At 63.6% G+C, this 23,758-nt stretch carries 26 protein-coding genes and 1 pseudogene; 15 read left to right on the forward strand and 12 right to left on the reverse strand.

Annotated features, from left to right (window positions below; genetic code table 11):
* Positions 1 to 77 precede the first annotated feature (77 nt).
* A complete protein-coding gene (leuS, locus tag WDJ60_RS04600; RefSeq protein ID WP_340098822.1) occupies positions 78 to 2,774 on the forward strand; it encodes a leucine--tRNA ligase in 2,697 nt (898 codons plus the stop codon).
* Positions 2,775 to 2,797: 23 nt separating this feature from the next.
* Here the strand turns inward: leuS and WDJ60_RS04605 are convergent, their stop codons facing one another.
* The 4 genes from WDJ60_RS04605 to pheA form a co-directional block, all read right to left on the reverse strand.
* On the reverse strand, positions 2,798 to 3,682 hold the full coding sequence (locus WDJ60_RS04605) for a DMT family transporter (protein ID WP_340098823.1): 885 nt from the start codon (positions 3,680 to 3,682) through the stop codon (positions 2,798 to 2,800).
* An 81-nt stretch (positions 3,683 to 3,763) separates the two neighbouring features.
* Positions 3,764 to 4,216, reverse strand: a complete 453-nt coding sequence (locus WDJ60_RS04610) for a peroxiredoxin (protein ID WP_340098824.1) — start codon at positions 4,214 to 4,216, stop codon at positions 3,764 to 3,766.
* Positions 4,217 to 4,241: 25 nt separating this feature from the next.
* Positions 4,242 to 4,646, reverse strand: a complete 405-nt coding sequence (locus WDJ60_RS04615; RefSeq protein WP_340098825.1) for an Hsp20/alpha crystallin family protein — start codon at positions 4,644 to 4,646, stop codon at positions 4,242 to 4,244.
* Positions 4,647 to 4,671: 25 nt separating this feature from the next.
* Positions 4,672 to 5,487, reverse strand: a complete 816-nt coding sequence (gene pheA, locus WDJ60_RS04620) for a prephenate dehydratase (RefSeq protein ID WP_340098826.1) — start codon at positions 5,485 to 5,487, stop codon at positions 4,672 to 4,674.
* 113 nt (positions 5,488 to 5,600) lie between these two features.
* On the opposite strand from pheA, the gene WDJ60_RS04625 reads away from it, so the two are divergent.
* Positions 5,601 to 6,044 carry a DUF2085 domain-containing protein gene (locus tag WDJ60_RS04625; RefSeq protein ID WP_340098827.1) on the forward strand — a complete coding sequence of 148 codons (444 nt, stop codon included), beginning with the start codon at positions 5,601 to 5,603 and terminating at the stop codon, positions 6,042 to 6,044.
* A 44-nt stretch (positions 6,045 to 6,088) separates the two neighbouring features.
* Complete coding sequence (locus WDJ60_RS04630; protein ID WP_340098828.1) at positions 6,089 to 6,532, forward strand: TM2 domain-containing protein; 444 nt, start codon at positions 6,089 to 6,091, stop codon at positions 6,530 to 6,532.
* A gap of 58 nt (positions 6,533 to 6,590) precedes the next feature.
* Here the strand turns inward: WDJ60_RS04630 and WDJ60_RS04635 are convergent, their stop codons facing one another.
* Positions 6,591 to 6,938: a hypothetical protein gene (locus WDJ60_RS04635; protein WP_340098829.1), complete on the reverse strand. Its 348-nt coding sequence runs from the start codon at positions 6,936 to 6,938 to the stop codon at positions 6,591 to 6,593.
* 267 nt (positions 6,939 to 7,205) lie between these two features.
* Between WDJ60_RS04635 and WDJ60_RS04640 the strand changes: the two genes are divergently transcribed.
* Positions 7,206 to 8,309 carry a tRNA (guanine(26)-N(2))-dimethyltransferase gene (locus WDJ60_RS04640; RefSeq protein WP_340098830.1) on the forward strand — a complete coding sequence of 368 codons (1,104 nt, stop codon included), beginning with the start codon at positions 7,206 to 7,208 and terminating at the stop codon, positions 8,307 to 8,309.
* On the opposite strand, the gene WDJ60_RS04645 is transcribed toward WDJ60_RS04640, so the two are convergent.
* Positions 8,306 to 8,695, reverse strand: coding sequence for a hypothetical protein (locus tag WDJ60_RS04645; protein ID WP_340098831.1), 390 nt, complete (start codon positions 8,693 to 8,695; stop codon positions 8,306 to 8,308). The genes WDJ60_RS04640 and WDJ60_RS04645 overlap by 4 nt on opposite strands.
* 86 nt (positions 8,696 to 8,781) lie before the next feature.
* Between WDJ60_RS04645 and WDJ60_RS04650 the strand changes: the two genes are divergently transcribed.
* Positions 8,782 to 10,056, forward strand: coding sequence for a YihY/virulence factor BrkB family protein (locus WDJ60_RS04650; RefSeq protein ID WP_340098832.1), 1,275 nt, complete (start codon positions 8,782 to 8,784; stop codon positions 10,054 to 10,056).
* 44 nt (positions 10,057 to 10,100) lie between these two features.
* Here WDJ60_RS04650 and glnA read toward each other — a convergent pair whose 3' ends face one another.
* On the reverse strand, positions 10,101 to 11,456 hold the full coding sequence (gene glnA / locus WDJ60_RS04655; RefSeq protein ID WP_340098833.1) for a type I glutamate--ammonia ligase: 1,356 nt from the start codon (positions 11,454 to 11,456) through the stop codon (positions 10,101 to 10,103).
* Between the two features lie 125 nt (positions 11,457 to 11,581).
* Here glnA and lrp point away from each other — a divergent pair, with 125 nt between their 5' ends.
* The 8 genes and pseudogenes from lrp (at position 11,582) to WDJ60_RS04695 (ending at position 18,079) form a co-directional block, all read left to right on the forward strand.
* A complete protein-coding gene (gene lrp / locus WDJ60_RS04660) occupies positions 11,582 to 12,037 on the forward strand; it encodes an HTH-type transcriptional regulator Lrp (protein WP_340098834.1) in 456 nt (151 codons plus the stop codon).
* A gap of 60 nt (positions 12,038 to 12,097) precedes the next feature.
* Positions 12,098 to 13,564: a serine/threonine protein kinase gene (locus tag WDJ60_RS04665; protein WP_340098836.1), complete on the forward strand. Its 1,467-nt coding sequence runs from the start codon at positions 12,098 to 12,100 to the stop codon at positions 13,562 to 13,564.
* Between the two features lie 53 nt (positions 13,565 to 13,617).
* The gene (locus WDJ60_RS04670; protein ID WP_340098837.1) at positions 13,618 to 14,217 is read left to right on the forward strand and encodes a DUF6663 family protein; all 600 of its coding nucleotides are present in this window, start codon (positions 13,618 to 13,620) and stop codon (positions 14,215 to 14,217) included.
* 90 nt (positions 14,218 to 14,307) lie between these two features.
* Complete coding sequence (locus tag WDJ60_RS04675) at positions 14,308 to 14,895, forward strand: TetR/AcrR family transcriptional regulator (protein WP_340098838.1); 588 nt, start codon at positions 14,308 to 14,310, stop codon at positions 14,893 to 14,895.
* Positions 14,892 to 16,358, forward strand: coding sequence for an MATE family efflux transporter (locus tag WDJ60_RS04680; protein WP_340098839.1), 1,467 nt, complete (start codon positions 14,892 to 14,894; stop codon positions 16,356 to 16,358). The genes WDJ60_RS04675 and WDJ60_RS04680 overlap by 4 nt, the downstream gene beginning before the upstream one ends.
* A gap of 73 nt (positions 16,359 to 16,431) precedes the next feature.
* A complete protein-coding gene (locus WDJ60_RS04685; RefSeq protein ID WP_340098840.1) occupies positions 16,432 to 17,484 on the forward strand; it encodes a protein kinase family protein in 1,053 nt (350 codons plus the stop codon).
* A gap of 70 nt (positions 17,485 to 17,554) precedes the next feature.
* Entirely contained in the window at positions 17,555 to 17,824 is a 270-nt protein-coding gene (locus tag WDJ60_RS04690; protein ID WP_340098841.1) for a type II toxin-antitoxin system HicB family antitoxin, read from the forward strand.
* Between the two features lie 3 nt (positions 17,825 to 17,827).
* Positions 17,828 to 18,079, forward strand: a pseudogene (locus tag WDJ60_RS04695) (type II toxin-antitoxin system HicA family toxin).
* 5 nt (positions 18,080 to 18,084) lie between these two features.
* Here WDJ60_RS04695 and WDJ60_RS04700 read toward each other — a convergent pair.
* Positions 18,085 to 18,636 carry a hypothetical protein gene (locus WDJ60_RS04700; RefSeq protein WP_340098842.1) on the reverse strand — a complete coding sequence of 184 codons (552 nt, stop codon included), beginning with the start codon at positions 18,634 to 18,636 and terminating at the stop codon, positions 18,085 to 18,087.
* 251 nt (positions 18,637 to 18,887) lie between these two features.
* Positions 18,888 to 20,564 (reverse strand): thermosome subunit alpha, encoded by a 1,677-nt coding sequence (gene thsA, locus WDJ60_RS04705; protein WP_340099055.1) that lies wholly within the window; start codon positions 20,562 to 20,564, stop codon positions 18,888 to 18,890.
* Between the two features lie 216 nt (positions 20,565 to 20,780).
* On the opposite strand from thsA, the gene WDJ60_RS04710 reads away from it, so the two are divergent.
* Entirely contained in the window at positions 20,781 to 21,281 is a 501-nt protein-coding gene (locus tag WDJ60_RS04710) for a TspO/MBR family protein (protein WP_340098844.1), read from the forward strand.
* Here the strand turns inward: WDJ60_RS04710 and WDJ60_RS04715 are convergent, their stop codons facing one another.
* Positions 21,282 to 21,932: a cyclase family protein gene (locus WDJ60_RS04715; protein WP_340098845.1), complete on the reverse strand. Its 651-nt coding sequence runs from the start codon at positions 21,930 to 21,932 to the stop codon at positions 21,282 to 21,284.
* Between the two features lie 11 nt (positions 21,933 to 21,943).
* Positions 21,944 to 22,492, reverse strand: coding sequence for a KH domain-containing protein (locus WDJ60_RS04720; RefSeq protein WP_340098846.1), 549 nt, complete (start codon positions 22,490 to 22,492; stop codon positions 21,944 to 21,946).
* A 112-nt stretch (positions 22,493 to 22,604) separates the two neighbouring features.
* Between WDJ60_RS04720 and WDJ60_RS04725 the strand changes: the two genes are divergently transcribed.
* Complete coding sequence (locus WDJ60_RS04725) at positions 22,605 to 22,805, forward strand: hypothetical protein (protein WP_340098847.1); 201 nt, start codon at positions 22,605 to 22,607, stop codon at positions 22,803 to 22,805.
* Positions 22,806 to 22,839: 34 nt separating this feature from the next.
* Here the strand turns inward: WDJ60_RS04725 and rio1 are convergent, their stop codons facing one another.
* Positions 22,840 to 23,742 carry a serine/threonine-protein kinase Rio1 gene (gene rio1 / locus WDJ60_RS04730; RefSeq protein WP_340098848.1) on the reverse strand — a complete coding sequence of 301 codons (903 nt, stop codon included), beginning with the start codon at positions 23,740 to 23,742 and terminating at the stop codon, positions 22,840 to 22,842.
* Positions 23,743 to 23,758 lie beyond the last annotated feature (16 nt).

Here is a 23,758-nt window from a genome sequence, read left to right on the forward strand (position 1 = left end):
TTGTCGCGCGGCCGGCGGGTCACGCTACCGCGGAAGGGAAAGGTATAGCATCGTCGCTCCACCACAAGCAGGTAACAATGACTGCCGGGACCGGCCAGCGACAACGGGAGGCGTTCGACCACGGTGAAATCGAACCCAAGTGGCAACGCGTCTGGGACGACGAAGACGTGTTCCGCATCGACGACGACGCCACCGACCCGTCGTACGTGCTGGCGATGTTTCCCTACACCTCCGGAAATCTCCACATGGGCCACGTCCGCAACTATACGATTACGGACGCCTACGCCCGCTTCGAGCGACTCCGCGGTGAAGACGTGCTCCACCCGATGGGGTGGGACTCCTTTGGGCTGCCCGCCGAGAACGCCGCCGAGGAACGCGACACCAACCCCCGTGAGTGGACGATGCAGTGTATCGAGTCGATGCGCGAGCAGATGCAGGCGATGGGCTTTGGCTACGACTGGGACCGCGAAGTGACGACCTGCACGCCCGAGTACTACCAGTGGAACCAGTGGCTGTTCACCCGCTTCCGGGAGGAAGGACTCGTCGACCGCCGCGCCGAGGAAATCAACTGGTGTCCCTCCTGCGAGACGGTGCTGGCCGACGAGCAGGTCGAGGGCGACGACGAGGTGTGCTGGCGGTGTGAGACGCCGGTCGAACCGCGAGAACTCGACCAGTGGGTGCTGACGATCACCGATTACGCCGAGGAACTGCTCGACGAACTCGACGAACTCGACGGCTGGCCGGCGAACGTCCGCGAGATGCAGCGCAACTGGATCGGCCGCCAGGAGGGTGACAGCGTCGAGTTCGAAATCCCCGGCTACGGTGACGTGGAGATCTTCACGACCCGACTCGACACCATCCACGGGGCAACCTTCTTCGCGCTCTCGCCGGGTCACGACGTCGCCCAGCAACTTGCCGAGGAGAACGACGACGTGGCCGAGTACGTCCACCGCGCCGAACACGACGACGAGGAGCTGGACGAGACCTCCGGCGTCTTCACCGGCGAGTACGCGGTCAACCCCGCGACCGGCGAGGAGATTCCCGTCTACGTCGCCGACTACGTCCTCGAAGACGTGGGGACGGGCGCACTCTACGCCGTGCCCGCACACGACGAGCGCGACCACGCCTTCGCCGAAGCGCACGACATCCCCATCCAGCAGGTCGTCGAACCGGGCCCCGACGCAGACGCCGACCCCGAGGACGTCGACGTGCAGGCGGAAGCGTATCCCGAAGACGGCGTGCTCGTCAACAGCGACGAGTACGACGGGCTGACCAGCGAAGAAGCTCGCGAGCGGTTCGTCGACGTGTTCGACGGCGAGCACCGCGTCGAGTTCCGCCTGCGCGACTGGCTCATCTCCCGACAGCGCTACTGGGGGACGCCGATTCCGGTCGTCGACTGTCCCGACTGCGGCTTCGTCTCCGTCCCCGAGGAGGAGTTGCCCGTCGAACTACCCGACTTTATCCACACCACCGGCAACCCGCTCGACGCCGCCGAGGAGTGGAAATCCGTCGACTGCCCCGACTGTGGCGGCCCGGCAACGCGGGAGACGGACACGATGGACACCTTCGTCGACTCCTCGTGGTACTTCCTGCGCTACATCTCGCCGGACCTCGAGGATGCCCCCTTCGACACCGAGCAGGCCAGCGAGTGGATGCCCGTCGACGAGTACGTCGGCGGCATCGAACACGCCGTGATGCACCTGCTGTACGCCCGCTTCTTCACGAAGGTGCTCGACGATATCGACCTGCTCGACTCGTCGGCACAGAGCGGTGACAACCTGCGCGAGCCGTTCAAGAACCTCACCAACCAGGGGATGGTGCTCCTGGAGGGCGAGAAGATGTCGAAATCGAAGGGCAACGTCGTCTCCCCACAGCGCATCGTCGAGGAGTACGGCGCAGATACGGCCCGATTCTTCATGATGAGCGCCGCCCAGCCCGAGAAGGACTTCGACTGGACCGAGGAGGGCGTCCAGTCCGCCCACCAGTTCCTCCAGAACGTTCACTCGCTGGTCGCCGACTACGCGGCCGGCGACCTCGATGTGGCGGGGGCGGCAGACGACGGTATCGCCGACTACGTCGACCGCGAAATCGCAGCGACAGCGGCGACCGCAACGGCGGAGTTCGAGGACTTCCGGTTCAACCACGCACTCCAGGCGGTCCGGGAGTGCGTCTCGTTGCTGCGCCAGTACCAGGACTCGGCGACGCCCGACGAGGAGACCGTCGAGCGCGGCCTCGCGGTGACGGCACGGCTCGTCTCGCCCGTCGCACCACACGTCGCAGAGGAACTCTGGGAGTTGCTCGACCGCGACGGGCTGATTGCCGAAGCCGACTGGCCCGAGGCCGACGCGCCTGCCGGCTACGACCTTGAACAGCGCCTCGTCGAGAACACGCGCGAGGACATCCGCGACATCATCGACGTAGCGGACATCACCGACCCCGAACGCATCGAGATTGCGGTCGCACCCGACTGGAAACACCGCGTCGTCGACATCGCTCGGGACGCCGACGGCGACGTCGTCGGGACCGTCATGCAGGACGAACAACTCCGCCAGCAAGGTGAAGCCGCCGCCGACTTCGCCAAAGAGCTCGCCGGTGCGGGACACATCGACGAACACCTCTCGCCAGAGCGTGAGCGCGAGACGCTGGCACGGGCAGCCTGGCTCGTCAAACAGGAGTTCGACGCCGAGGTCGTGGTGTTCGACGCCGACAATGCCCCCAAAGACCTCGTCGCGAACGCAGAACCCGGCCGGCCCGCTATCAATATCGAAGAGTGAGCGATTGACGGCGGCCGGCGGGCCTACCCGACAGCTATCAGTGCGACACCACTGACCGCTAACACCGCTGCGGCGAGTCGCCGCGGCAACCCTTTCTCGCGGAGGAGGACGCCACCGAGCAGGACGGCAACCACCGCTTGCGTGTTGACGATAGGCGAGACAACACTCGCTGGAGCCACCGCGAAAGCGGTCATTGTCAGATGGACACCCACGGCAAAAAGCGCCGCCAGCGCGACGATTCCCGGGACTGCGGGGCGGAGATTCGCCCACACAACGCGTCGGGCGGCGAGTGGGAGGGCAACGAGCGCGACTGCGGCGAACGTCGCGAGTGCAACCGCCTGCGGCGTCAGCCCGGTTCGCGAGAGGAGGCCACGGGTGCCGACATCCGAGATGGCAAACAGCACTGCGCCGGCGAGTGCGAGCTGTGCCGGGCGGTAGCTGGCCGCGCGCCGGAAGGGGACCAGTAGCGCGCCCCCTTCGTAGTTCGCGACGTAGATGGCGACGACGGCGAGCGCGAGTCCGACTACCTGAATGGGCGTCGGCTGTGCCGCGAGCACCACGATTTCGATAGGGAGGACGAACGCCGGGACGAGTTTGTTCAGCGGTGCGACGTAGGAGACGTCGCCCAGCTTGAATGCTCGAATCGAGACGAGGTTGGCGGCAGCGATGGCCGCACAGACACCGACGAGAAGCAGCGCTGTTCTGGTCCCGAAGTCGGTCGGCACCAGTGGCTCCCCTCCTGGCCAGGTCAGCGCCGCGATAACGGCGTACCAGCAAAAGCCCGCGACTTCGACGCTCGCGACGTACACTGTCGACGGCAGGCTGTCGAACGAGCGCTTGTAGACGAACAGATAGACGCCGAAAATGAGCGCAGCGGCCAGCGAGGAGAGGACGCCTACCTGGAGCACAGCAGGCGTTCGACACGAAGACGTGTATACTCCCCGAACTCGACCGGTCGACGCCGCCGATGCGGTCTCGTCGTGCGGTAGCTACTCCAGACTCGCCAGCCCGATATCGAGGATGTCTTTCAAAACGTTTCGCGCGTGCCCGTCTGGGTGCACGCCCTCGTAGAGGCCACACACTTGCCGTCGGGCACAGACGAAGGTCGTCCGTTCTGCTGCGCCGCCGGACACCGGCACGTCAAACGCATCTGCAATGTGCTCGTCGGGGTCCGCAAGCAGGTCGAAATCGAGGTCCTCGGTGTCTGCAAACTCCCGGTGTGAATTGGCGTCATCCGTCGAAACGCCGTACATCTCTATCCCGGCCTCGCGGTATGACTCCAGTTCGGCCTGAAACTGGCTGGCTTCGGTCGTACAGCCTGGCGTCCCGTCACGCGGATAGAAAAAGAGCACTGTCGGTGCGACGAAGTCGACGGTAATCCGGTCGCCGTCCTGATTGGTCGCAGTTACCTCTGGCACCGGATCGCCCGTATCGAGTACCATACCTCGTCTGCACCCGCAACGCCCTTTAGTTCACTGGGATATCCGTTCCCTCGTCAGTGGTCGTCTCCTTGTCGAGTCGCACTGTCAAAACGCCGTTGTCGTGGCTGGCCTCCGCCGACCTGGCGTCGACCGCTGCCGGGAGTGTGACCGTTCGGCCGACGCGTTCGCTGCGACGTTCCTGTCGCACGTAGTCGGCTTCCTCGACCGTCTCGCTGTGCTCGCGTGTCGCCACAATCGAGAGGTTGTATTCGTCTTCTAGCTGCACGTCGATGTCGTCCGTGTCGTAGCCGGGGAGGTCCGCGACGACGACGAAGGTGTCGCCCTCGTCTTTGATATCGACCGGAACGTCGCCGCCAGTGTCGGTCCCGAACTGCGTCAACTGGTCGAACAGTTTCTCCACGTCGTCGAACGGGTCGGTTTGTTCGCTCATATCTTCCTTTACTACGTCAACGAACTTAAACGACTGTCTCGGAGTCGTACGAGCCGAGACGGCGAACCCAGCCATCTGCTGTGAGGTCTTCGACCGCCGCCAGTGCGTCCTGTGTGCGGTCCTCGTAGAGGCCAGCGGCGATGTCGATGTGGAAGACGTAGTCGCCCAGCCGTTCGCCGCTCGGCCGGGACTCGACGCGCGTGAGGTTGATGTCTCGCTCGGCGAAGGGTTCGAGCATCTCCAGGAGGAGACCGGGACGGTCCTCGCTCGGGTAGACGATGAAGGAGGTTTTCGACCCCGCCTCGGTCCGCTCTTCGGCCGGTGCGACTACCAGAAAGCGGGTCGCGTTGGAACTGCGGTCCTGGATATCCTCGGCGAGCACCGACAGCGGCGCGCCGTTCTCGGCGTTGGCGGGATGGCCGATGGCTGCAATCGAGGGGTCCTCGCGGGCGCGCTGGACGCCGCGTGCGGTGGACGCGACTGCTTCGAGCTCTGCCCCCGGGTAGTGGTCTTCGAGGAACTCCCGGCACTGGGCGAGCGCCTGTGCGTGGCTGGCGACGGTTTCGAACTCCTCGTTCTGGGCCAGGAGCGCGTGCCGGATTGGCGTGATAATCTCCCGGAGGACAGCCACGTCGTAGTTGGCAAAGGCGTCCAGCGATTCGGTGACCGAGCCCTCGATACTGTTCTCGACGGGAACAACCCCGCGGTCGTAGTCGCCGTTTGCGACTGACTCGACGATAGCGGTCACCGATTCGCTGAAGTCGATGTCTTCGTCGTCGGCGATAGCGCCGGCCGCCCGGTGGGAGTAGGTTCCCGACGGCCCCAGCGTGAGCACGTTCATATCCGCTCCGTACTCCGGTGACGGGCAAAAGTATCGTGGTTGGTCGGTCCGACAGAACCCGTCACCTGTTTTCACAGCGGTCGTTTCATCTTGCTGGCACTGTGTGTTGTAGTATGGGCGTCTGGCAGGAACTCCGGCACGGACTGAGAGAGACCCGGAAGTATCTCCTCTCACACCACGTTCCGGCCGAGCGCTACCGCTGTTACGCGCCGCGAGTTCGTGGCCACCAGATCCACCTGTGTGCCCGGTGTTCCGGCATCTATCCCGGTATCGCTCTCGGCGTGGCCGCTCAGTTGCTGGAGTTATCGCCGCTGACGGCGTTTCTATTCGTCGCCATCTGCCCGCTGCCCGCTCTCGCCGATTGGCACCTCACCACGTTTACGAGCCGTCGTGGGTCGAACCTGGTCCGGACAGCGACGGGGGCGTTGCTCGGTTACGGCTACGGACTCGGACTTGTGTACCTCCTGCGTGGACACGTACTCCCGACGCTGGCGGTGGCATTCGCGTACGCACTCCTGGCGGGAATCTCACTGTACGCGGCCGGGCACCGCACGTAACCGGTGTAGCTTTTAACCGTCCTGCATGTCTCGGGAGAGTACAAATGAAACACTGCATCAACTGCGGCAAGGAAATCGACGACGGGGCCGAAATCTGTACGCACTGTGGCGTTAATCAGACCACAGAACTGAAGACAGAACACGGAGAGCGGAGTGTAAACGAGAAGTACTGCACGTCCTGTGGTGAACTCATCAACAAACAGGCAGAGATCTGTCCGGAGTGTGGTGTCCGACAACCAGAAACTGGTACGGCCTCCGAGTCGAGAAACTCCGAGCAGGTGGCCGCGGGAATTCTCGCTATCTTACTGGGTGGACTCGGCGCACACAAGTTCTACCAGGGGAACGTCAAACTCGGCGTGCTGTATCTGTGCTTTTTCTGGACCGCTATCCCCGCCATTCTCGGCCTCATCGAGGGGATTCTCATACTCGTCGCCGACGAAGACGAGTACGAACGCAAGTTTGCCGACGGCAGCCTCCTCGGTCGATAACCATTCAGTATTGCCTCGTCCGTGGGGAAACGCTCGACTCGAAACGTGGCGGCGCCAGCTATAGAAAGTCCCGAACGTCAGAGTACCACATGTCGTGGTCGTCAGTTTCGTCGATCGCCTCGGCGATGCGGACGGCGATGGCGTGCCAGCACAACTGGTCGGGGTCTGCCTGGTCGAGGTTGTACTCGCTGTCCTTGCAGGTGCAGCCGTCGTTCTCGACGATGTACTCGTCATCGTGGCCGACGACGACGGTGAAATCACGGTAGGCCTTGACCCGCTTCTCGGCGACGGCCTCGATGGCTTGCTGGCCGCGGTCACCGTGGATGCTGACGATGCGGTCGACTATCGGTGGGGTGAGTTCCCCAGTTGCGGCGAGGTCGTCTGTCCACTCGTCGACCGCTGTCACGCCTTCCCGTTTGTGAGTGGCCGACTAAATCCCGTCGGTGCGAGCAGACGGCTCTTTCGGCTGGTGAACACCACGGACCAACGCGGATACTGAGATTTATATTCGAGACCGCGACCATCCCTGGCCGTGCTCTGAGAACTGCTGCGAAGCGGTCAGCGGTGGCCCGGCACACCGCTTCGCAGTCACTGTTGCGTGCCGGCTGTTAGCCATTGGCCAGCGACGCGTCCAAGGCGTGGCGCTTTTCGCCGTCGCCGTCGGAGCGGTGGTATGCGCGTGGACGAGGGCAACGTCGAGTGCACGGTGCCCGAGCAGGACGGTGATAGCATCGGCGACGACGTGTTCTTCAACCCCGTCCAGGAACTGAACCGTGACGTGACCGTCGCCGCGTTGCGCGCCTATCGCGAGCGCGAGTCACGTGCGGCGTCGTATCTCGATGCCACCGCCGCCAGCGGTATCCGTGGGGTCCGTGCCGCGGCCGACGGCTGGGAGGTGACCTGTGCGGACATCGACGAGGACGCGGTCGCACTCTGCGAGGAGAACCTCGCACGTAACGACCTCGACGGGACCGTCCTTCACCGCGACGCCAATCCGTTGCTCCACGAAGATTATTTCGACGTGGTCGACATTGACCCGTTCGGCACACCGATCCCGTTCGTCGACGCCGCCTGTCAGGGGACGCGAAACCTCCTCTGTATCACCGCGACCGACACCGCACCGCTGTGTGGGGCACACTTCCACAGCGGCGTCCGAAGCTACAGCGCGATACCGCGCAACACCGAGTACCACGCCGAGATGGGTGTACGAATCCTCCTTTCGGCACTCGTTCGGACTGCAGCGCGCTACGACATCGCCGCCGTCCCGATTCTGACTCACGCCACGAAACACTACGTCCGGACGTATCTCGAACTCGACCGCGGTGCGACGGTCGCCAACGAAGCGATGGACCAGCTCGGCTACATCCACCACTGCGAGCACTGCCTCCAGCGTGAAACCGAGACGGGTCTCATCGCCAACCCGCCCGAGCGGTGTCCCGACTGCGATCACGGCATCCAGACCGCCGGCCCGGTCTGGCTCGGCCCGACCCACGAGGATGCGTTTGTGGCGGCGGTCCGGGACGCAGTCACTGCGGAGATGGGGACCGCGGAGAAGGCGGTCGATCTGCTGGAGACACTGGAAGCCGAACTCCCGGTGCCGACACACTACGACCAGCACCGTCTGTGCAAGCGCTGGGGCCGGTCTGCACCGGCAATGGACGAGTTCCTCGACCAGTTGCGTGCGGCCGGCTACGAGGCGTCCCGTACCCACTACGGCGGAACGACGTTCAAAACGCCAGCGTCAGTTCCAGAGGTTCGAGCGGCGACTGCCGACTAGACAGTCGAGCCAAAAAACGTCCGAACGACGACTGCGAGCAGGCGATAGACCGGTCGCAGAAAGTAGTTGACCATCCCGAGCAAACCAACGAGACCGCCAAGTGCGAGGAGTTCACCGGGTGTTGCCGACAGGCCGAGCAGAAACACGACTGCGGCGACGACCCCGCTCAGCCAGAGGGCGGTCCCGTAGTGACCGAAGTCGTGTCGCAGCAGCTCTGGTGCCATCTCCAGTCGGCCCCGAACGCTGTAGAGGCCGCCGGCAACGAGCAATGCCCCGCCGACAAGCAGGACCGACCCGCCAACACCGGCGATACCGGGAGCGATGACGAGGACGCTTGCGACAAGTAACACGACTGTCAGTCGGAACGCCTCCTCGTACCAATCCATATCGAGGGGTCGGCCCCGATTCCCTAATGGTTTTCGAGGTTGATCAGGCGACAGTATGATGGGTTGTGCACGCGCCAGTCGAGGGTATGACCCGGACTGCCAGTTACACCGCGTTTGCCCGCTCGCTGGTTGCGGTAATCCGCGACGAGCAACTCACCTTTCTGGCTGCGGCTATCGCCTACTACGCTTTCGTCTCGGTCATCCCGCTGTTGCTGGTCACACTCGCTGTCGCGTCTGCCGTCGCCGGTGAGACAATCGCCAACGAGATCTTGACTCTCGTCGGGGAGTTCCTGACGCCACAGGCAGCGTCACTCGTCGAAGTGGCACTCGTCAGTGACACCGGTCGTAGCGGAGCAACCGCTATCGGTCTGGCCGTTCTGCTCTGGAGTTCACTCCGCGTGTTCCGTGGACTGGATATCGCATTCTCACGGGTGTACGGTGCCGACGCTCCGCTCGGACTCGTCGAACAGGTTCGGGATGCCCTGCTCGTGCTCGGTGTCATGGGTGCTGGATTAGGTGCAACGGTCCTGCTCGGAACGATTCTCCCGCTGTCGGATATCCCGTTCGCGGAGTACCTCGGCCCGTTCGGGCTGGTTACTGTCCTCTCTGTCGTGTTCTTGCCGGTATACTACGTCTTCCCAGACTCCAATGTCGACCTCTGGGAGGCCATTCCCGGGGCGGTTTTTGCCGGCGGCGGCTGGACAGTGTTAAGTCTCGGATTCAGTGTGTACGCGGCGCGTGCGACGACGTTCCAACTGTACGGCATTCTCGGCGCAGTGTTGCTCATCCTGACGTGGTTTTACTTCGGTGGACTGCTCGTCCTGCTTGGTGCGGCGCTAAACGCCGTCCTGGCCGGCCAGAAAGACCGGCAACTACAACAGGGGGGGCTTCGCAACAGTACACAACGGATGAGCGATTCCGACGACTCGCCGGACGACACCGCCGACACCGCTGACGGAGAGTTCGGCGGGGATACAGACCGCGTCTCCACCGTCGAATCCGAACCGGTCGACCACGGAGATCTGGCGGAGATCCGGCGCGAACTCGACCGATTCGAGGAGGAAATCGACGAGCGGACGGTCCATCGAGAGGAACTCGAAGCGGACCTCCAGCAGTACGTCCGCCGCCGTGTCCGCCGCGGCCACGCCCGCGGCTGGGGGCCGTACATCGTGCTGCTCTATGGCACGGTCATGACTGTCGGGGGATTCTACTTCCTCGATGGCGTCTGGGCAATCCTCGCGATGCTGGTCGTCTGGCTGTCGACGCTTGGACTGTACACGCTGATGGTGCTGGTCGGCGTGACACTGAACGTCACGAACCTTCCCGTTCGGGCGTTCAACAAACTCCGTGAGCTGCGATAGCCGCTGCTGGCCACTGAGACAAAAGAAAATCGCGGTGTCGCCTTTCAGTACTTCTCGAGGTAGCGGTCGATTTCCCACTGGGAGACGTCGACGAGGTAGTCCTGGAACTCCTGGCGCTTTGCCTCGATGAACTTCTCGGAGACGTGCGGACCGAGTGCATCGACGATGACTTCGTCTTCTTCGAGCGCGTCGACGGCCTGCCCGAGGTTGCTCGGCAGCGTGTCGATGCCGTACTCCTCGCGTTTCTCCTCGTCGAACTCGTAGATGTTCTCGCGAACCGGGTCCGGGCAGTCGAGGTCGTTCTCGATGCCGTCCAGGCCGGCGTGAATCATCGCTGCGAAGGCGAGGTAGGGGTTACACGACGGATCCGGCGAGCGTAGCTCGACTCGGCTCGCTGCCGGGACGCGCGCGGCCGGCTTGCGGATGAGTGCCGAGCGGTTCGTGTCCGACCACGCGATATAGACTGGCGCTTCGTAGCCGGGGACGAGTCGCTTGTAGGAGTTAACCGTCGGGTTACAGACTGCGGTGATGGCCGGTGCGTGTTCGAGGATACCGGCGGTGAACTGACGGGCGGTCTCGGAGAGGTTGAACTCGCCGTCGTCGTCGTGGAACGCGTTCTCGCCGTCCTCGGTGAACAGCGAGATGTGCGTGTGCATGCCCGATCCGTTGATGCGCGGAATCGGCTTGGGCATGAACGTCGCGTGCAGGTCGTGTTCGGCGGCAATCGCGCGGACGACAGACCGGAACGTTCCGACGTTGTCGGCCGTCGAGAGCGCGTCGTCGTAGGTGAAGTTGATTTCGTGCTGGCCTTCGGCGACCTCGTGGTGACTGGCTTCGACTTCGAAGCCCATCTCCTGCAGTCCGTAGATGATGTCGCCACGAACATCCTGTGCGAGGTCCTTCGGTGCGAGGTCGAAGTAGCCACCGGAGTCGTGCGTCGTCGTCGTGGCGTTGCCGTTTTCGTCTTCTTCGAACAGGAAGAACTCGGGTTCGGGCGCGGCGTTGACCTGGTAGCCGAGGTCGTTTGCGCGGTCGATTGCATCCTGCAACACCAGGCGAGGGTCGCCGGTGAACGGCTGGCCACTCGAAGTGTCGTGGACGTCACAGATGAGTCGGGCGCTCGTGACCTTCTCGCTGTTGCGCCACGGGAGCACGGCGAATGTCGACGGGTCGGGTTCCAGGCGCATGTCCGACTCCTGAATCCGGACGAACCCGTCGATAGAGGAGCCGTCGAAGTAAATTCCCTCGGTGAACGCCTTCTCGGCCTGTTCGGCCGGGATGGAGACGTTCTTGACTGTCCCTAGAATGTCCGTAAACTGAAGTCGGAGGAAATCTACGTCTTTTTCCTCGATCTCCTCGAGGACACTCTCAGCTTCCGTAGAGATGTTTTCGCTTGTCATCTTTCGTCACCTGTGAAGGTGGTCTGATCTCACTAAAACCCTTCTATTCTGCGCAATTATTACCCTGAGCCGCCAGAATTGGATATTCGTAAAATTCTAATACCTGGGTATCGTTTGTGGATGTGATGACGTACGAAAATCTCGACCGAAAGTTGGTGAATTCACTCTTAGGTGACGGGCGCGCCAGTCTTCGGAGTCTCGCAGAGGAACTGGACGTGTCGGTCACGACCGTCTCGAACCATCTCTCCGACCTCGAAGACCAGGGAATCATCCGAGGCTACACACCCAAAGTCGACTACGACAAGCTCGGCTACGACGTGACCGCCATTCTTCAGTTGAAAGTCGAAGGGACGGCGCTCGAAGACGTGACTGCAGACCTGAAAGAACACCGTCAGATGGTCAGCGTCTACGAGGTCACCGGCGACCACGACATCATCGCTATCGGAAAGTTCGAGGATACCGACGACATGAACGACGAAATCAAGACACTTCTGAACGACCCGGGAATCACCGAGTCGAACACCAGCGTCGTTCTCAATCCCGCGAAAGAGCACGAACAGTTCGACCTCGACCTCGAATAGCCGAGGCGTCTGCCACACGTCTGACTGACGTTCTTGAGGATGTAGTCGCCACCTGCTGGTATGGCGACTGAGGGGGAGTACCGGAACTCGCGTGTCGAACACCGGGATGAGACCCGCTTCGACGACGAACCACTGCCGGCACTTCTCTCTCCCACGTTGTTACATGGTCTGGCAGCTGACGACGACCGCACGACCCACACTGCCGGCTACGGTCTCTTCCTGCTCGCGCGCACTCATGACGCCGCGATAGCTCCGCTGGCGACCGAACTCGCGGGCCGACTCGTGGTCGACGAACGAGACCGTGCGGTTCGACGGACCCTCGCATCGCTCCGGCTTGTCGATGACGCGGCTGTCCGCGAGGCACTCCTCGATTCGACTGCTGACGACCGGGCGCGACGGCTCTACGCGAGTGTGCGAGAAACCAATCCCTGGAACCCGCCAGCCCCGCTTTCCGACGGCGACCACGCCGAGTATCTGACCGCATTTCGCCAGCTCGTCGAGTTCGAAGACGACGAACCCGACGACAGTCAGGGACAGTCGGTCACAGATGTCATCGAGAGCGACGAGGACAGTGCCGAAGAGGCCGAAGACACTGACGAGACGACTGACGAGCCACGAGACGCAGGTCCGCCGAGCGACGACACCGTCGGCACGACGAAACGTGAGCGAATCGACCGGCTCACTGGCTCCGAGGCGTTCGCCATGCTGGTCCACCGGAGCGGCTTCGATGACCTGCAGGTGGTCACGCCGAAGCGGACACACCGCTACGCAGACGTGTTCCGCGCACGCGCCCGCGCTGACGATACCGAACGCGGCGTCGCGGTTCGACTGCTGCACACGCCCGACGAGAGTGATATCGACGCCACTGTCGGGGACCAACTGGCGTCGTGGGCGCGTCTGGTCGAATCCAGCGGTGTCGTGACGGTCGTCGACTGGGGAACGACGCCACAGCCCTGGGTCGCGACGGAGTGTGTAGCGGGCCATCTCCCCGACCGAGGTCGGGTCGGACCGGCTGCAGCGCTGGCCTGGGCTCGCGATCTCACCGCCGCACTTGTTGTGCTCCACCAGCAGGACGTGGTCCACGCTGGCATCGACCCGCAGAACGTCGTCTACGCCGACAGCCAACTGGACGAGCGGGTGCGTCCGATGCTGGACAACGTCGGGCTGCTCACCGCCTACCGCCGCGCCTTCAACCCCCGCGACTATCTGGACCCGCGCTACGCCGCCCCGGAGTACTTCGACAGCCAGTACGGTCGCATCGACCACGCCACCGACATCTACCAGCTCGGGATGGTCGTCTACCGCCTGCTCGCCGGCCGTCACCCCTTCGACGGGAGCTACAGCGAGATCCGGTCGAGCGTCCTCGACGACCGCCCGACGGCACCGAGTGAGTGTACGCCCGCGCTGCCCGCCGCCGTCGACGAGGTGGTGGCAAAAGCCACTGCCAAACAGAAACTCACCCGCTACGAGACGGTCCACGGCTTCCACCAGGACATCACCCGCATCTGCGATGCGGTGCTCGACTGACGGCCGGCGGGTCGATGCGAGGGGCTTTTTCGCTGTCGCCCAGTAGCGACCCCATGGACGACGACCAGTACCGCGTGCTCCCCGGCCCCGACACTGACTCACTCCGACTGCTCGGCCGGGAGAGCTACGAACCGGTCCGCATCTCTCGGGCGGGCCACGACGCCCCCGTCGCGGACCTCCGGCCCGGCTATCTCGTCGACGCAGATATCGACTGGAGTGGGGATGCCCCGACCGTCGACTCCCTCTCCGTCCGCCGACCGACGCTCTACACCTACCTGCCTGACATCGAACCCGTCTTCGAGGTGGCCCGCGACCTCTGGCAGGAGGCCCAGACCGCCGGCGAGGGGATGGGTAGCTGTGTCACGCGCAACACCGACGGCGTCGTCAACGGCGCGGTGTACGTCTTCGCCGACAGCGGCCCGACCAGCCGGTTCGAGGAGTTCCGCGACGGCTCTCGTCCGCTCGAACCGCTGGTCGACCGCATCAACGACCGCGACGACGACGGCCCCGCTCCCCGCGAGGTGTTCGTCTGCCAGCCCGCCGAAACCAGCGACTTCGTCGTCGTCACCATCGCCCTGGAGAAGGGCGGCCTCTTCGCCGACACGATTCGGGACACCTACGACAGCCCGATGCCGGACGAACCGCTAGTCTGAGCCCGTATCCCGTGATATTGTCTGCCGAAGCGCCCCGACTTCCGAAACTTTTTGACTGACCAGTCAGTCAGTTTTGTCTAAGTCCCCTCCATGTCTGCCCCAGACGACATCATGCGGGCCACGTGGCGCGCGCTCTGTACCACTGGCTACGCAGACCTGACGATGCAGGCCATCGCCGACGAGTCCGAAAAGAGCAAGGCGTCCCTGCACTACCACTACGACAGCAAGCAGGACCTGCTGGTCGCCTTTCTCGACCACGTTACTGACCGGTTTCTCACTCGCCTTCGCGAGGCCGAGGCGGACGCTCCTGACGACCCCGAGGTACGTCTGTCTGCGGTGCTCGATTCCGCCCTCTCGCCGCCCGAAACCGACGACCTGGAAGACATGCAGACGGCGCTGCTCGAACTGAAGGCACAGGCACCCCACCAACCCGCATTCCGGGAGCGTCTCGTCACGGCCGACAAGGAATTTCGGGCGCTTGTCGCGGATATCCTGACCGACGGCGTCGAGTCGGGTGCGTTCCGGGCCGATCTCGACCCCGAACGGACGGCCCAGACCATCGTCACCTTCTTCGACGGCGGCCAACTCCGACAGGTGGCCCACGGCGAAGCGTGTGCGACCAGCCGCAGTCGGCTCGACGTGTATCTCGACCGCTCGGTCTACCGGGAGGAGCAATGACGCTCCGCGAACTGCTCGACCGCCTGGTCTCGCTGCGGCTCAGTGACATCTTCAAGAGTCAGGAGGAGTTCGACCTCACCGAGGGCTCTATCGGATGGCCGCTGTTCTACCTCTCCCTGCCGATCGTCGTGACGAACCTGCTCCAGACGGCGTACAATCTCGCCGACACCTTCTGGCTCGGCCAGTACAGCACAGAGGCGCTGGCCGCGATTTCCTTCGCGTTCCCGATGGTCTTTCTCCTCATCTCACTCGGGATGGGACTCTCGGTCGCCGGGAGCGTGCTGGTCGCCCAGCACACCGGTGCAGACCAGCCGGACGACGCCGAGTACGCCGCCTCCCAGACGGTGACGTTCGCGCTGCTCGGGTCGTTCTTGTTGGGTGGTGTCGGGTACTTCTTCGTCGACGACTTCCTCAGACTGCTCGGTGCGGACCCCAGTATCCTCCCGCTGGCGGCCAGTTACATGCAGGTCGTCTCGCTGGGTCTGATGTTCATGTTCGGCTTCTTCGTGTTCATCTCGCTGATGCGGGGCTACGGCGACACCATCACGCCGATGCTCGTTATGCTCGGCACCGTCGTTCTCAATATCGTGCTCGACCCGTTCCTCATCTTCGGGTGGGGTCCGTTCCCCGAACTCGGTATCGAGGGAGCCGCGTACGCCACCGTCTTCTCTCGCGGTCTGGCGATGTTCGTCGGCCTGGCTATCATGCTCGGGAGCACCCGCGGTATCTCCATCAACGTTCCCGACCTCCGTCCCGACTTCACCTATCTGCGCAGACTCCTCCGCATCGGTCTCCCGGCCTCCGTCGAGGGGACCGGTCGCGCGCTCTCGATCAACCTCCTCCTCTTTATTGTCGCGGGATTCCCCAACGCCGTCGTCGCCGCCTTCGGCGTCGGTATCCGCGTATTCTCGGTCATCTTCCTGCCCGCGATTGCGGTGGGCCGTGGCGTCGAAACCCTCTCCGGGCAGAACATCGGCGCGGGCAACGAGGACCGCGCGGCCCGGACCAACAACTTCGCCGCCGTCGCGATGTTCGTCGTCCTCTCGGCTGCCGCCGTCGTCATCTGGTTTACCGCCGCGGATATCATCGCCGTGTTCACCGACGATCCCGCCGTGATTCCCGTCGGTGCGGCCTTCCTCAAGACTGTCGCGCCGACGTTTGGTTTCACGGGCGTGATGCGCGCCTACAGCGGCGGGTTCCGCGGCGCTGGCAAGACGCTGACCGCCGCCGCAATCGCCATCTTCACGCAGGGTGTCGTCCGCCTCCCGCTCGCCTGGGTCGGTGCCGAGCAGTTCGGGACCGACGGCCTGTTCGCGGCCTTCGTCGTCTCGAATATTGTCGGCGGTATCATCGCGTTCCTCTGGTTTCGTCGGGGTACCTGGCGCAAGACCGACCTCACCAACAGTCCGCGCGGTGGCGTCTCAGAGACTGTCGTCGAGGACGACCCCGCTGTCGACGACTGAGATAGCGGATGCCAACCGACCGCTGACGCGCGTCTGACGCACCTTCTTGAGCGTGGTCAGCGTACGGAGCGATATGACTGGGGACCGCGGGGACCGCGACCGGACCACGCCCGGCACCGACCGGACCTGGTACCGTGATCTCCGTGACCGCTCGGACGACACTGCCTCGCCGCTGGCCGAGGCCTCCCGCCTGCGCGACATCGCCAGCAGCCGCACCACTGAAACCGACACCGGCGTCCCCGCACCCGATACTGTCGCCCCATCGACTACCGACGACGCCGATTCTGCGTCGCCGCTTATCGCCGACATCCGCCGCGTCGCCGATGTAGACGACCTCCGACTCGACGGCGCTCCCACCGACCACCACTACGGCCGGGTCGTTCCCACCCGCGCCCGCGCTGACGGCCGAACCTGTCGCCTCCAGTTGCGCCTCTTTCGCCGTCCAGCGGAGGAGACCGGCAGCGACTTCGAGGCGACGCTGGCGGACCAGCTCGACCGCTGGGCCGCCGTCGGCGACTGCGAGGGCGTCGTTCCCGTGCTCGACACGGCCGGCGATCCCCGACCGTGGAGCTGTACAGCGCCGATAACCGCGACGCTGGCCGAGCGCCCGCCGAAGACGCTCGCGGACGCACTTCGGGCCGCACGCTCGCTCACGCGCACCCTCGCGACTGTCCACGACCGCGGCACGCTCCACACTGGACTCGACCCGAACCACGTCGTCTACGCGCCCGGCACCGACCGCCCGCTCCTCGATAGCGTCGGCCTCTTCGACGTGTATCGCCGTCACACCGACCCGTCGAGTGCGCTCGCCCTCCCCTACGCCCCGCCGGAGTACTTCGACGACCGCTACGGCGTCGCCGACCGGACGACCGATGTCTACGGGATGGGCGCGCTCCTCTATCGCATATTCACCGGCCGTGACCCCTACGATGGGACACCCGCCGACATCCGCGAGCAGGTCCTGACCCACCCCTTCTCGACCCCCTCCGATATCACCGAACTCCCCCAGGCGCTCGACGACATCGTCGCTCGCGCCACCGCGACGGACAAGTTCGATCGCTATCAGTCCGCAGCGGCGCTGTTCGAGGACGTGAACGACCTCTGTCTGTGGCTGCTCGACGAGTAAGACCCGAGCAGACGCAGGACTGTTGCCTGGGGTGAACTCTTTTAGTGTGTGTCTCGTAACAGCGGACACGATGGCCAGTTCGACGCAGGATGGGGATGGACACGACGACGAGATTCGTCTCTGGCGAGATGAAGACTGGTGGATTGCAAGGGATGTCGAGACGGGGGTTACGACACAGGGGCACTCCCGGGCAGACGCGCTCGAAAATCTGGACGAGGCAGTTGCACTTCACGACGGCGAGGCTGGACGTGAACCAACCGACGAGGAACTACAGGAACTCGGTATCGATCCTGCCGACAACACTACTGGTGAACAGGAACCACCGGACGTTCTCGACTAGTGTATGGCACAGCGGACATTCTCCGGGATGGAGATTGTGAAAGTGCTGGTCAACGTCGGTGGGTTCGAGTGACGACGAACGACAGGTGACCACGCTCAACTGTACTACGTTCATCCGACTAACGAGGATGACCGGCGGCAGGTGACGGTTCCGCTGCACGACGAACTCCAAACAGGGACACTACGGGACATTGCTGACAGTGCTGGCGCGCAGGACTTCGATGCGTTTTGCGACTGGATCGACAGTCACGCCTGAATGGATTATCGCAGATGTTCCAGAATCTGTAGCAGCCGAAACCCGAGTTCGCCGTGCTGTTTTGTCGTCGACGCTGCCACCTGTCGCAAGCTATCGATTTTTGCGGTGTACTGCTCGTTTATGACGAGTTCTAGCTCCTGGTCGGTTCTGCTGTCGAACTCTCCGGCGAGTTCCTGCAGGCCGTCGACCATCCGCCCGCGGACGATTGGGCTCCACAGCTGGAATCGGTAGCGCTCTGCGGACTCGAACAGGTCGGCGATGTACTCTCCGTCCGCGTCGAACTTCCGTTCGAGCGTTGCCAGACTCCCCTGATAGGACCCGTATTTTGCCCACCGTTCTGAATCAGTCTTTCTGGAGTAGTTCAACCCACCGAGATGGGTCGTCACCTCACAGACGAACACCTCGTTTTCGTCACCGGGGTTCATGCCGATGACGTCGAGTTCGATCTGGTCGCCCCGTTCGGTCGACCGCTGGTTGTACGTCACCAGCTCACACCCTTCGACGAGTTTGAGATACGCTCCCACCAGCAGTTCGCCCGCTTTGGGCTGTGTTGTCACAGCTTTGCTGTTTCGCTCGGGGCTATTGAATGCACACAATAAAATCGAGAAACGGTCGAGCAGTAGCTAGCCAACGAAAGAAGAGAGAGAAAATTAGTTAGCGAGCGGTGCGGTGGCGGTGGGTCGACAGGGAATGCACCCGCTCGCGCCCTACCGGACGCGAGCGGCCTTTTTCCCCAAGTTTTTGCGCCGGAGCGGTCCGCCACGCGGCTTCGCCGCGTGTGCGAGACCCGACGGCACAAAAAGTGGTTTTACATCATGCCGCCCATGCCGCCGCCCATACCGCCCATGCCGCCGCCCATGCCGCCGGGTGCGCCGCCAGGTCCGCCGGGTCCGCCAGCGTCCTCGTCGTCGTCACCCTGGCCACCTTTCAGGTCGCCAGCGGCGATGACGTCGTCGATGCGCAGGATCATGACAGCGGCCTCGGTGGCGCTCTCGATAGCCTGGGTCTTGACGCGGAGCGGTTCGACGACTTCGTCGGACATGTCCTCGACGTCGCCCGTGTAGGCGTTGAGGCCGACGAGGTTGTCGCCGCCGTCGTGTGCGCTGCGGAGTTCGACCAGCGAGTCGATCGGGTCGAGTCCGGCGTTCTCGGCGAGCGTGCGCGGAATCACGTCGATGGCGTCAGCGAAGGACTCGACTGCGAGCTGTTCGCGGCCACCGACGGAGTCGGCGTAGTCACGCAGCTGCAGCGAGAGTTCGGTTTCGGGTGCACCGCCGCCGGGGAGGACCTTGCCGTCCTCCAGCGTGGCGGCGACGACGCCGAGTGCGTCCTCGATGGCGCGCTCGACTTCGTCGACGACGTGGTCGGTGCCGCCGCGCAGAATCATCGTGACCGCGCGAGCGTCGTCGACTTCCTCGACGAAGATGTGCTCGTCGCCCGCGAGCTCCTTCTCGGTGACGGAGCCGGCGAAGCCGAGGTCGTCCTCGGAGATATCCTTGACGTTGGAGACGATGCTCGCACCGGTCGCACGAGCGAGCGCGGAGATGTCGGACTTCTTCGCGCGGCGGACAGCGAGGATGCCCTCCTGTGCGAGGTAGTGCTGGGCCATGTCGTCGATGCCCTTCTGACAGAAGACCACGTCGACGTCGGCCGCGGCGAGTGCGTCGACCATCTCGCGGAGCTGTTTCTCTTCCTGGTCAAGGAACTCCTGGAGCTGGTCGGGGTCCGAGACGTTGACTTCCGTGTCGAGTTCCGTCTCGGGAACCTCGATAGCCGAGTCGAGGAGCGCGATTTTGGCGTCCTCGGCGAACTTCGGCATGTTGTCGTGGACGCGATCCTTGTCGATGATGACACCCTCGACGAGCTGTGACTCGTCGATGGAGCCGCCGACGACCGTCTCGACTTTGATGTTGTCCGTGTCGACGCTGTCCTCGTCGGCGACCGACTGGACTGCACGGCGGACGAGTTCGGCGAGGTGGTCCTTGGCGGACTCGGCACCCTTGCCCGTCATCGCCGTGGCGGCGACGTTCTCGAGGGTTTCGTCGTCGTCTGCGTCGACGTCGATGGCTTCCTCTTCGAGGATCTCCTTTGCCTTCTCTGCGGCCTGGCGGTAGCCCTGTGCCAGGATGGTGGCGTGGATATCCTGGTCGAGGAGGTCCTCGGCCTTGCTGAGGAGTTCGCCGGAGATGACGACTGCCGTCGTCGTCCCGTCACCAACTTCGTCCTCCTGGGTCTGGGCGACTTCGACGATCATGTTCGCCGCAGGGTGCTCGATGTCCATCTCGTCGAGGATGGTAACACCGTCGTTGGTGACGACGACGCTGCCGGCGTCGTCGACGAGCATCTTGTCCATGCCCTTCGGGCCGAGCGTCGTCCGGACGGATTCGGCGACAGCCTTCCCGGCTGTGATGTTCATCGACTGTGCGTCCTTCCCAGATGTGCGCTGGGACTCGTCGGATAGTACGATCATGGGCTGATTACCCATCTGCTGAGCCATAGTCATGGAATGATTGAATGTGATTCTATATAAAACTAATGGATGCGGGGCTGCTGGCCTTCGCAGGACGGCCCCCGGTTGCCCCCACTTCCCGCCGCGACAACTAGATTTAAATAGGATAGTGAGCGGTTCAGGCCGGTGTTTGGGCCCCAGTTGGTGTCTTTCGGGAGTCCCGTTTTTGGCCATCGGTCCCGATGAGCGAACATGGCCACTGCCTCCTCGCCCGTCTCGCTCGACAGAAGTGATATCCCGACAGTCGTCGCGAGCGTCCTCCTCGTGAACGTCGTCGGCGCAGCTCCGGCGCTGCTCGCCGGCCCGAACTCGCCGTGGTTCCAGCAACTGGCAAAACCGGACATCTACCCGCCGTCGTGGGTCTTCGGCGTCGTCTGGACGGCGCTGTTCACGCTGCTCGGTATCGCGCTCGCGCTGGTCTGGCTGGCCGGAACCGATCGCCGACCGGTTCGCATCGCGCTCGGCCTGTTCGCGCTGCAGATGGTGTTCAACGTCGCGTGGACGCCCGCCTTCTTCGCGCTCGAAGACCTGTTGCTCGGACTCGCGGTCATCGTCTCACTCTGGCCGCTCGTCGTCGCGACGATTGCGGCCTTCGCGGCGGTCGACCGCCGCGCTGGAGCGCTGCTGGTTCCGTATCTGCTGTGGGTCACCTTCGCTGCCGTCCTCAACTACCAGTTCTGGGCGCTAAACTGACTACGGTGTCCGGGCGACCGCCCGCACCGGACTCGCCTCCGCTGCCAGCGCGAGCGGATACGCAGTCAACTCGAATTCAGTCGGCAACCGCTCTAGTCCCCGCAGATTCTCGACGATGAGACACTCGTTCGCAAAAAGCGCGTCGTGAGCCGGAAGTCCCTCGGATTCGGCTGCTCGCTCCCGGTCGGAGTCGGCACTCGGCGTCGGGTCCGGACCGAAGGTGTCAAGCCCGACGCTGTAGCTGTGGTCGGCACACCACGCTGCCGCTGCTTCGGTCAGGTATGGGTGGTCCCGGGACCGCCCGGTTCCCCAGTGGGCGTCCCATCCGGTCCGAATGACGAGCATGTCGTGGTCTGACGGCTCCCCCAGCGCTTCCGGGCGGATTGGCTCGCGGTCGGCCACCCCGGTGCAGTCGACGACCCGCGCTTCGAACTCGAACGCCGAGAGCGGATAGTCGTCGAGCGTGCTACCATTCTCCAGCGTGTGCGCTGGCGCGTCGATGTGGGTGCCGACGTGCGTATCGAGGTCTAGTTCGGTGACGTGGGCCCCGTCCGAGTCGACGGTCGTCACCGTCTCGACGCTCACCGGTCGGCTACCGGGATAGACCGCCATTCCCGTTTCGACAGGGTGAGAACAGTCGTAATGAGACACAGAAGTCAGAGTCAGCCGTGGAACTGGTGGTACTCCATGCCCTTGTGTTTGAGTTCGTTGCGCTTGCGTTCGAGGAACGAGTAGACCGACCCGTGGGGTGCGCCGTCGAGAATCATCTCGGCGGCCTCCCGGACGGCCTCGACCTGCTCTGGCCCGCCGATGATGCCGAGCGTCGTCCCGTAGATGGTGACGGACGCGCCGGTCAGTTCCTGCATGAGTTCGCGCGTCCGCCCGCTCTCACCGATGAGTCGGCCTTTCTTCCGCCGGACATCGTTCTTGTTCCGGCAAGCGGCCTCGATGTCGACGATATCGAACATCACCATGTCCTCTTCGAGTAGTCGGAGGGCGTCCTCTGGGGCGAATCCGCGAGCGATGGCCTTGACGATGTCCGGGCCCTTCAGGCCGGTGATCGGGTCACCAACCTTCTCGATGCGGACGTTGCCGCTCTCGGAGTCGATGTCGAGACGAACCTCCGCGCGCTCTTCGATCTCGCGCATCGTCTCGCCACCGGCTCCGATGAGAACCCCGATACGGTCGTCGGGAACCTTCACGTGCTGCATAATTATATCTACCAGTACGCGACTCGACTGTTAAAGTTCTTCGTCGTCAGGATCCACGGACTGACGGCAAACGTCAGTATTTCCTGACAATCCTGCGGACCGTAACTCACTGATGCCCTCCACACAGACGACGCTCGCGAGTCCGTCGCGTCTGGCTGGTGCCGTCGCGCTCGCACTGCTCACACTCGTATTCAACTACAATACGCAGGTCACGACAGCCACTGATGCTGTCCTGTGGTTCGTCGTCGCTGTCGTCGTCGGCTACGCCGTTTTCACTGTGCTGGCCGTAGCCGCCGACAGAATCTGGGCGTAGAACGTGCAGCTCGCCGCCGCGTCGGCAACCGTGGTCATGCTTCGTCTGTCGTCTCCGCCTGCGCTTCGATGAACGCGCGCAGCTGGTCGCCGTCGGTGTCGACCCCCTGCCGGGCGAAGAAGTTGGCGACGTTCTCGCAGTCGCGCTGGAGGAACTCGTCGTAGTTGGGGTGGTGAATCGTCACTGCCTGGCCCAGGTCGATAATGACCAGTTGCCCCTCGTAGAAGATGATGTTGTACTCCGAGAGGTCACCGTGGACGAGGCCTGCGTTGAACAGGCGACACATGTACTCTCGAACCACCTCGTAGGCCGTCTCGGGATTTTCGATGTGGACCTCCGAGAGTCGCTTGGCGCGGCCTTCCTCGGTGCCGAGATACTCCATCACGAGGACGTTTCGCTCGACGGCGATGGGTTCGGGCACGCGCAGCCCTGCCTTCTTCGCACGCTTGAGATTGGCAAACTCCTTGCGGACCCACGCCAGCACCACGTCCTTCTTGTTGTGGCCCAGTCCCTCGAAGCGCGGATCGCCCTGCAGGTACTCGCGCATGTCCTTGAAATCGGAGGCGTTGATGCGGTAGACTTTCACCGCGACTTCTGGCTGATCGCCGTGAGCGTCACCGAGTACCTCGCCCGCCTGCTCACCGCCGAGTGCGGTGTAGACGTTGGCCTCCTTGCCCGTCGAGAGCGGGCCGCCAAAAGCTGCGATCTGGCCGTCCTGGACGAGTTTGTAGAGCGCGCCGTAGGTGGCGTCGTCGAAGACGCTGGCCTCGACTTTGAACTGCTCGGTGTTTTTGATTCGCTCGCGAAACTCGCTGAACTCCCGGTCGCGCTTGCGTGCGATGCGGTCGGCGTCGGTGTCGGCGTAGTCGATCTCCTCCCACTCGTCGCCCGGCGTCTCGGCTTCCGCCGGTGCGACGAGTCCGAAGTCCCCTGTCATCTATCTCCGGGTACGT

Source organism: Salinibaculum salinum (genome assembly GCF_037645885.1).
In the GTDB taxonomy this organism is placed as follows: Archaea; Halobacteriota; Halobacteria; order Halobacteriales; family Haloarculaceae; genus Salinibaculum; species Salinibaculum salinum.

Coding starts and splice junctions, on each gene's coding strand:
- pheA (WP_340098826.1), bottom strand. CDS start 5,487: ATGAACGTGCTCACGCTGGGGCCGTCGGGAACCTACTCCCACCGGGCG.
- WDJ60_RS04610 (WP_340098824.1), bottom strand. CDS start 4,216: ATGGTACTCGATACGGGCGATCCGGTGCCAGAGGTAACTGCGACCAAT.
- WDJ60_RS04725 (WP_340098847.1), top strand. CDS start 22,605: ATGCCCTCCACACAGACGACGCTCGCGAGTCCGTCGCGTCTGGCTGGT.
- WDJ60_RS04685 (WP_340098840.1), top strand. CDS start 16,432: ATGACTGGGGACCGCGGGGACCGCGACCGGACCACGCCCGGCACCGAC.
- WDJ60_RS04665 (WP_340098836.1), top strand. CDS start 12,098: ATGGCGACTGAGGGGGAGTACCGGAACTCGCGTGTCGAACACCGGGAT.
- WDJ60_RS04720 (WP_340098846.1), bottom strand. CDS start 22,492: ATGCAGCACGTGAAGGTTCCCGACGACCGTATCGGGGTTCTCATCGGA.
- WDJ60_RS04675 (WP_340098838.1), top strand. CDS start 14,308: ATGTCTGCCCCAGACGACATCATGCGGGCCACGTGGCGCGCGCTCTGT.
- WDJ60_RS04615 (WP_340098825.1), bottom strand. CDS start 4,646: ATGAGCGAACAAACCGACCCGTTCGACGACGTGGAGAAACTGTTCGAC.
- WDJ60_RS04690 (WP_340098841.1), top strand. CDS start 17,555: ATGGCCAGTTCGACGCAGGATGGGGATGGACACGACGACGAGATTCGT.
- WDJ60_RS04645 (WP_340098831.1), bottom strand. CDS start 8,695: ATGGATTGGTACGAGGAGGCGTTCCGACTGACAGTCGTGTTACTTGTC.
- glnA (WP_340098833.1), bottom strand. CDS start 11,456: ATGACAAGCGAAAACATCTCTACGGAAGCTGAGAGTGTCCTCGAGGAG.
- thsA (WP_340099055.1), bottom strand. CDS start 20,564: ATGGGTAATCAGCCCATGATCGTACTATCCGACGAGTCCCAGCGCACA.
- leuS (WP_340098822.1), top strand. CDS start 78: ATGACTGCCGGGACCGGCCAGCGACAACGGGAGGCGTTCGACCACGGT.
- WDJ60_RS04630 (WP_340098828.1), top strand. CDS start 6,089: ATGAAACACTGCATCAACTGCGGCAAGGAAATCGACGACGGGGCCGAA.
- WDJ60_RS04650 (WP_340098832.1), top strand. CDS start 8,782: ATGACCCGGACTGCCAGTTACACCGCGTTTGCCCGCTCGCTGGTTGCG.
- WDJ60_RS04625 (WP_340098827.1), top strand. CDS start 5,601: ATGGGCGTCTGGCAGGAACTCCGGCACGGACTGAGAGAGACCCGGAAG.
- WDJ60_RS04640 (WP_340098830.1), top strand. CDS start 7,206: ATGCGCGTGGACGAGGGCAACGTCGAGTGCACGGTGCCCGAGCAGGAC.
- rio1 (WP_340098848.1), bottom strand. CDS start 23,742: ATGACAGGGGACTTCGGACTCGTCGCACCGGCGGAAGCCGAGACGCCG.
- lrp (WP_340098834.1), top strand. CDS start 11,582: ATGACGTACGAAAATCTCGACCGAAAGTTGGTGAATTCACTCTTAGGT.
- WDJ60_RS04710 (WP_340098844.1), top strand. CDS start 20,781: ATGGCCACTGCCTCCTCGCCCGTCTCGCTCGACAGAAGTGATATCCCG.
- WDJ60_RS04680 (WP_340098839.1), top strand. CDS start 14,892: ATGACGCTCCGCGAACTGCTCGACCGCCTGGTCTCGCTGCGGCTCAGT.
- WDJ60_RS04670 (WP_340098837.1), top strand. CDS start 13,618: ATGGACGACGACCAGTACCGCGTGCTCCCCGGCCCCGACACTGACTCA.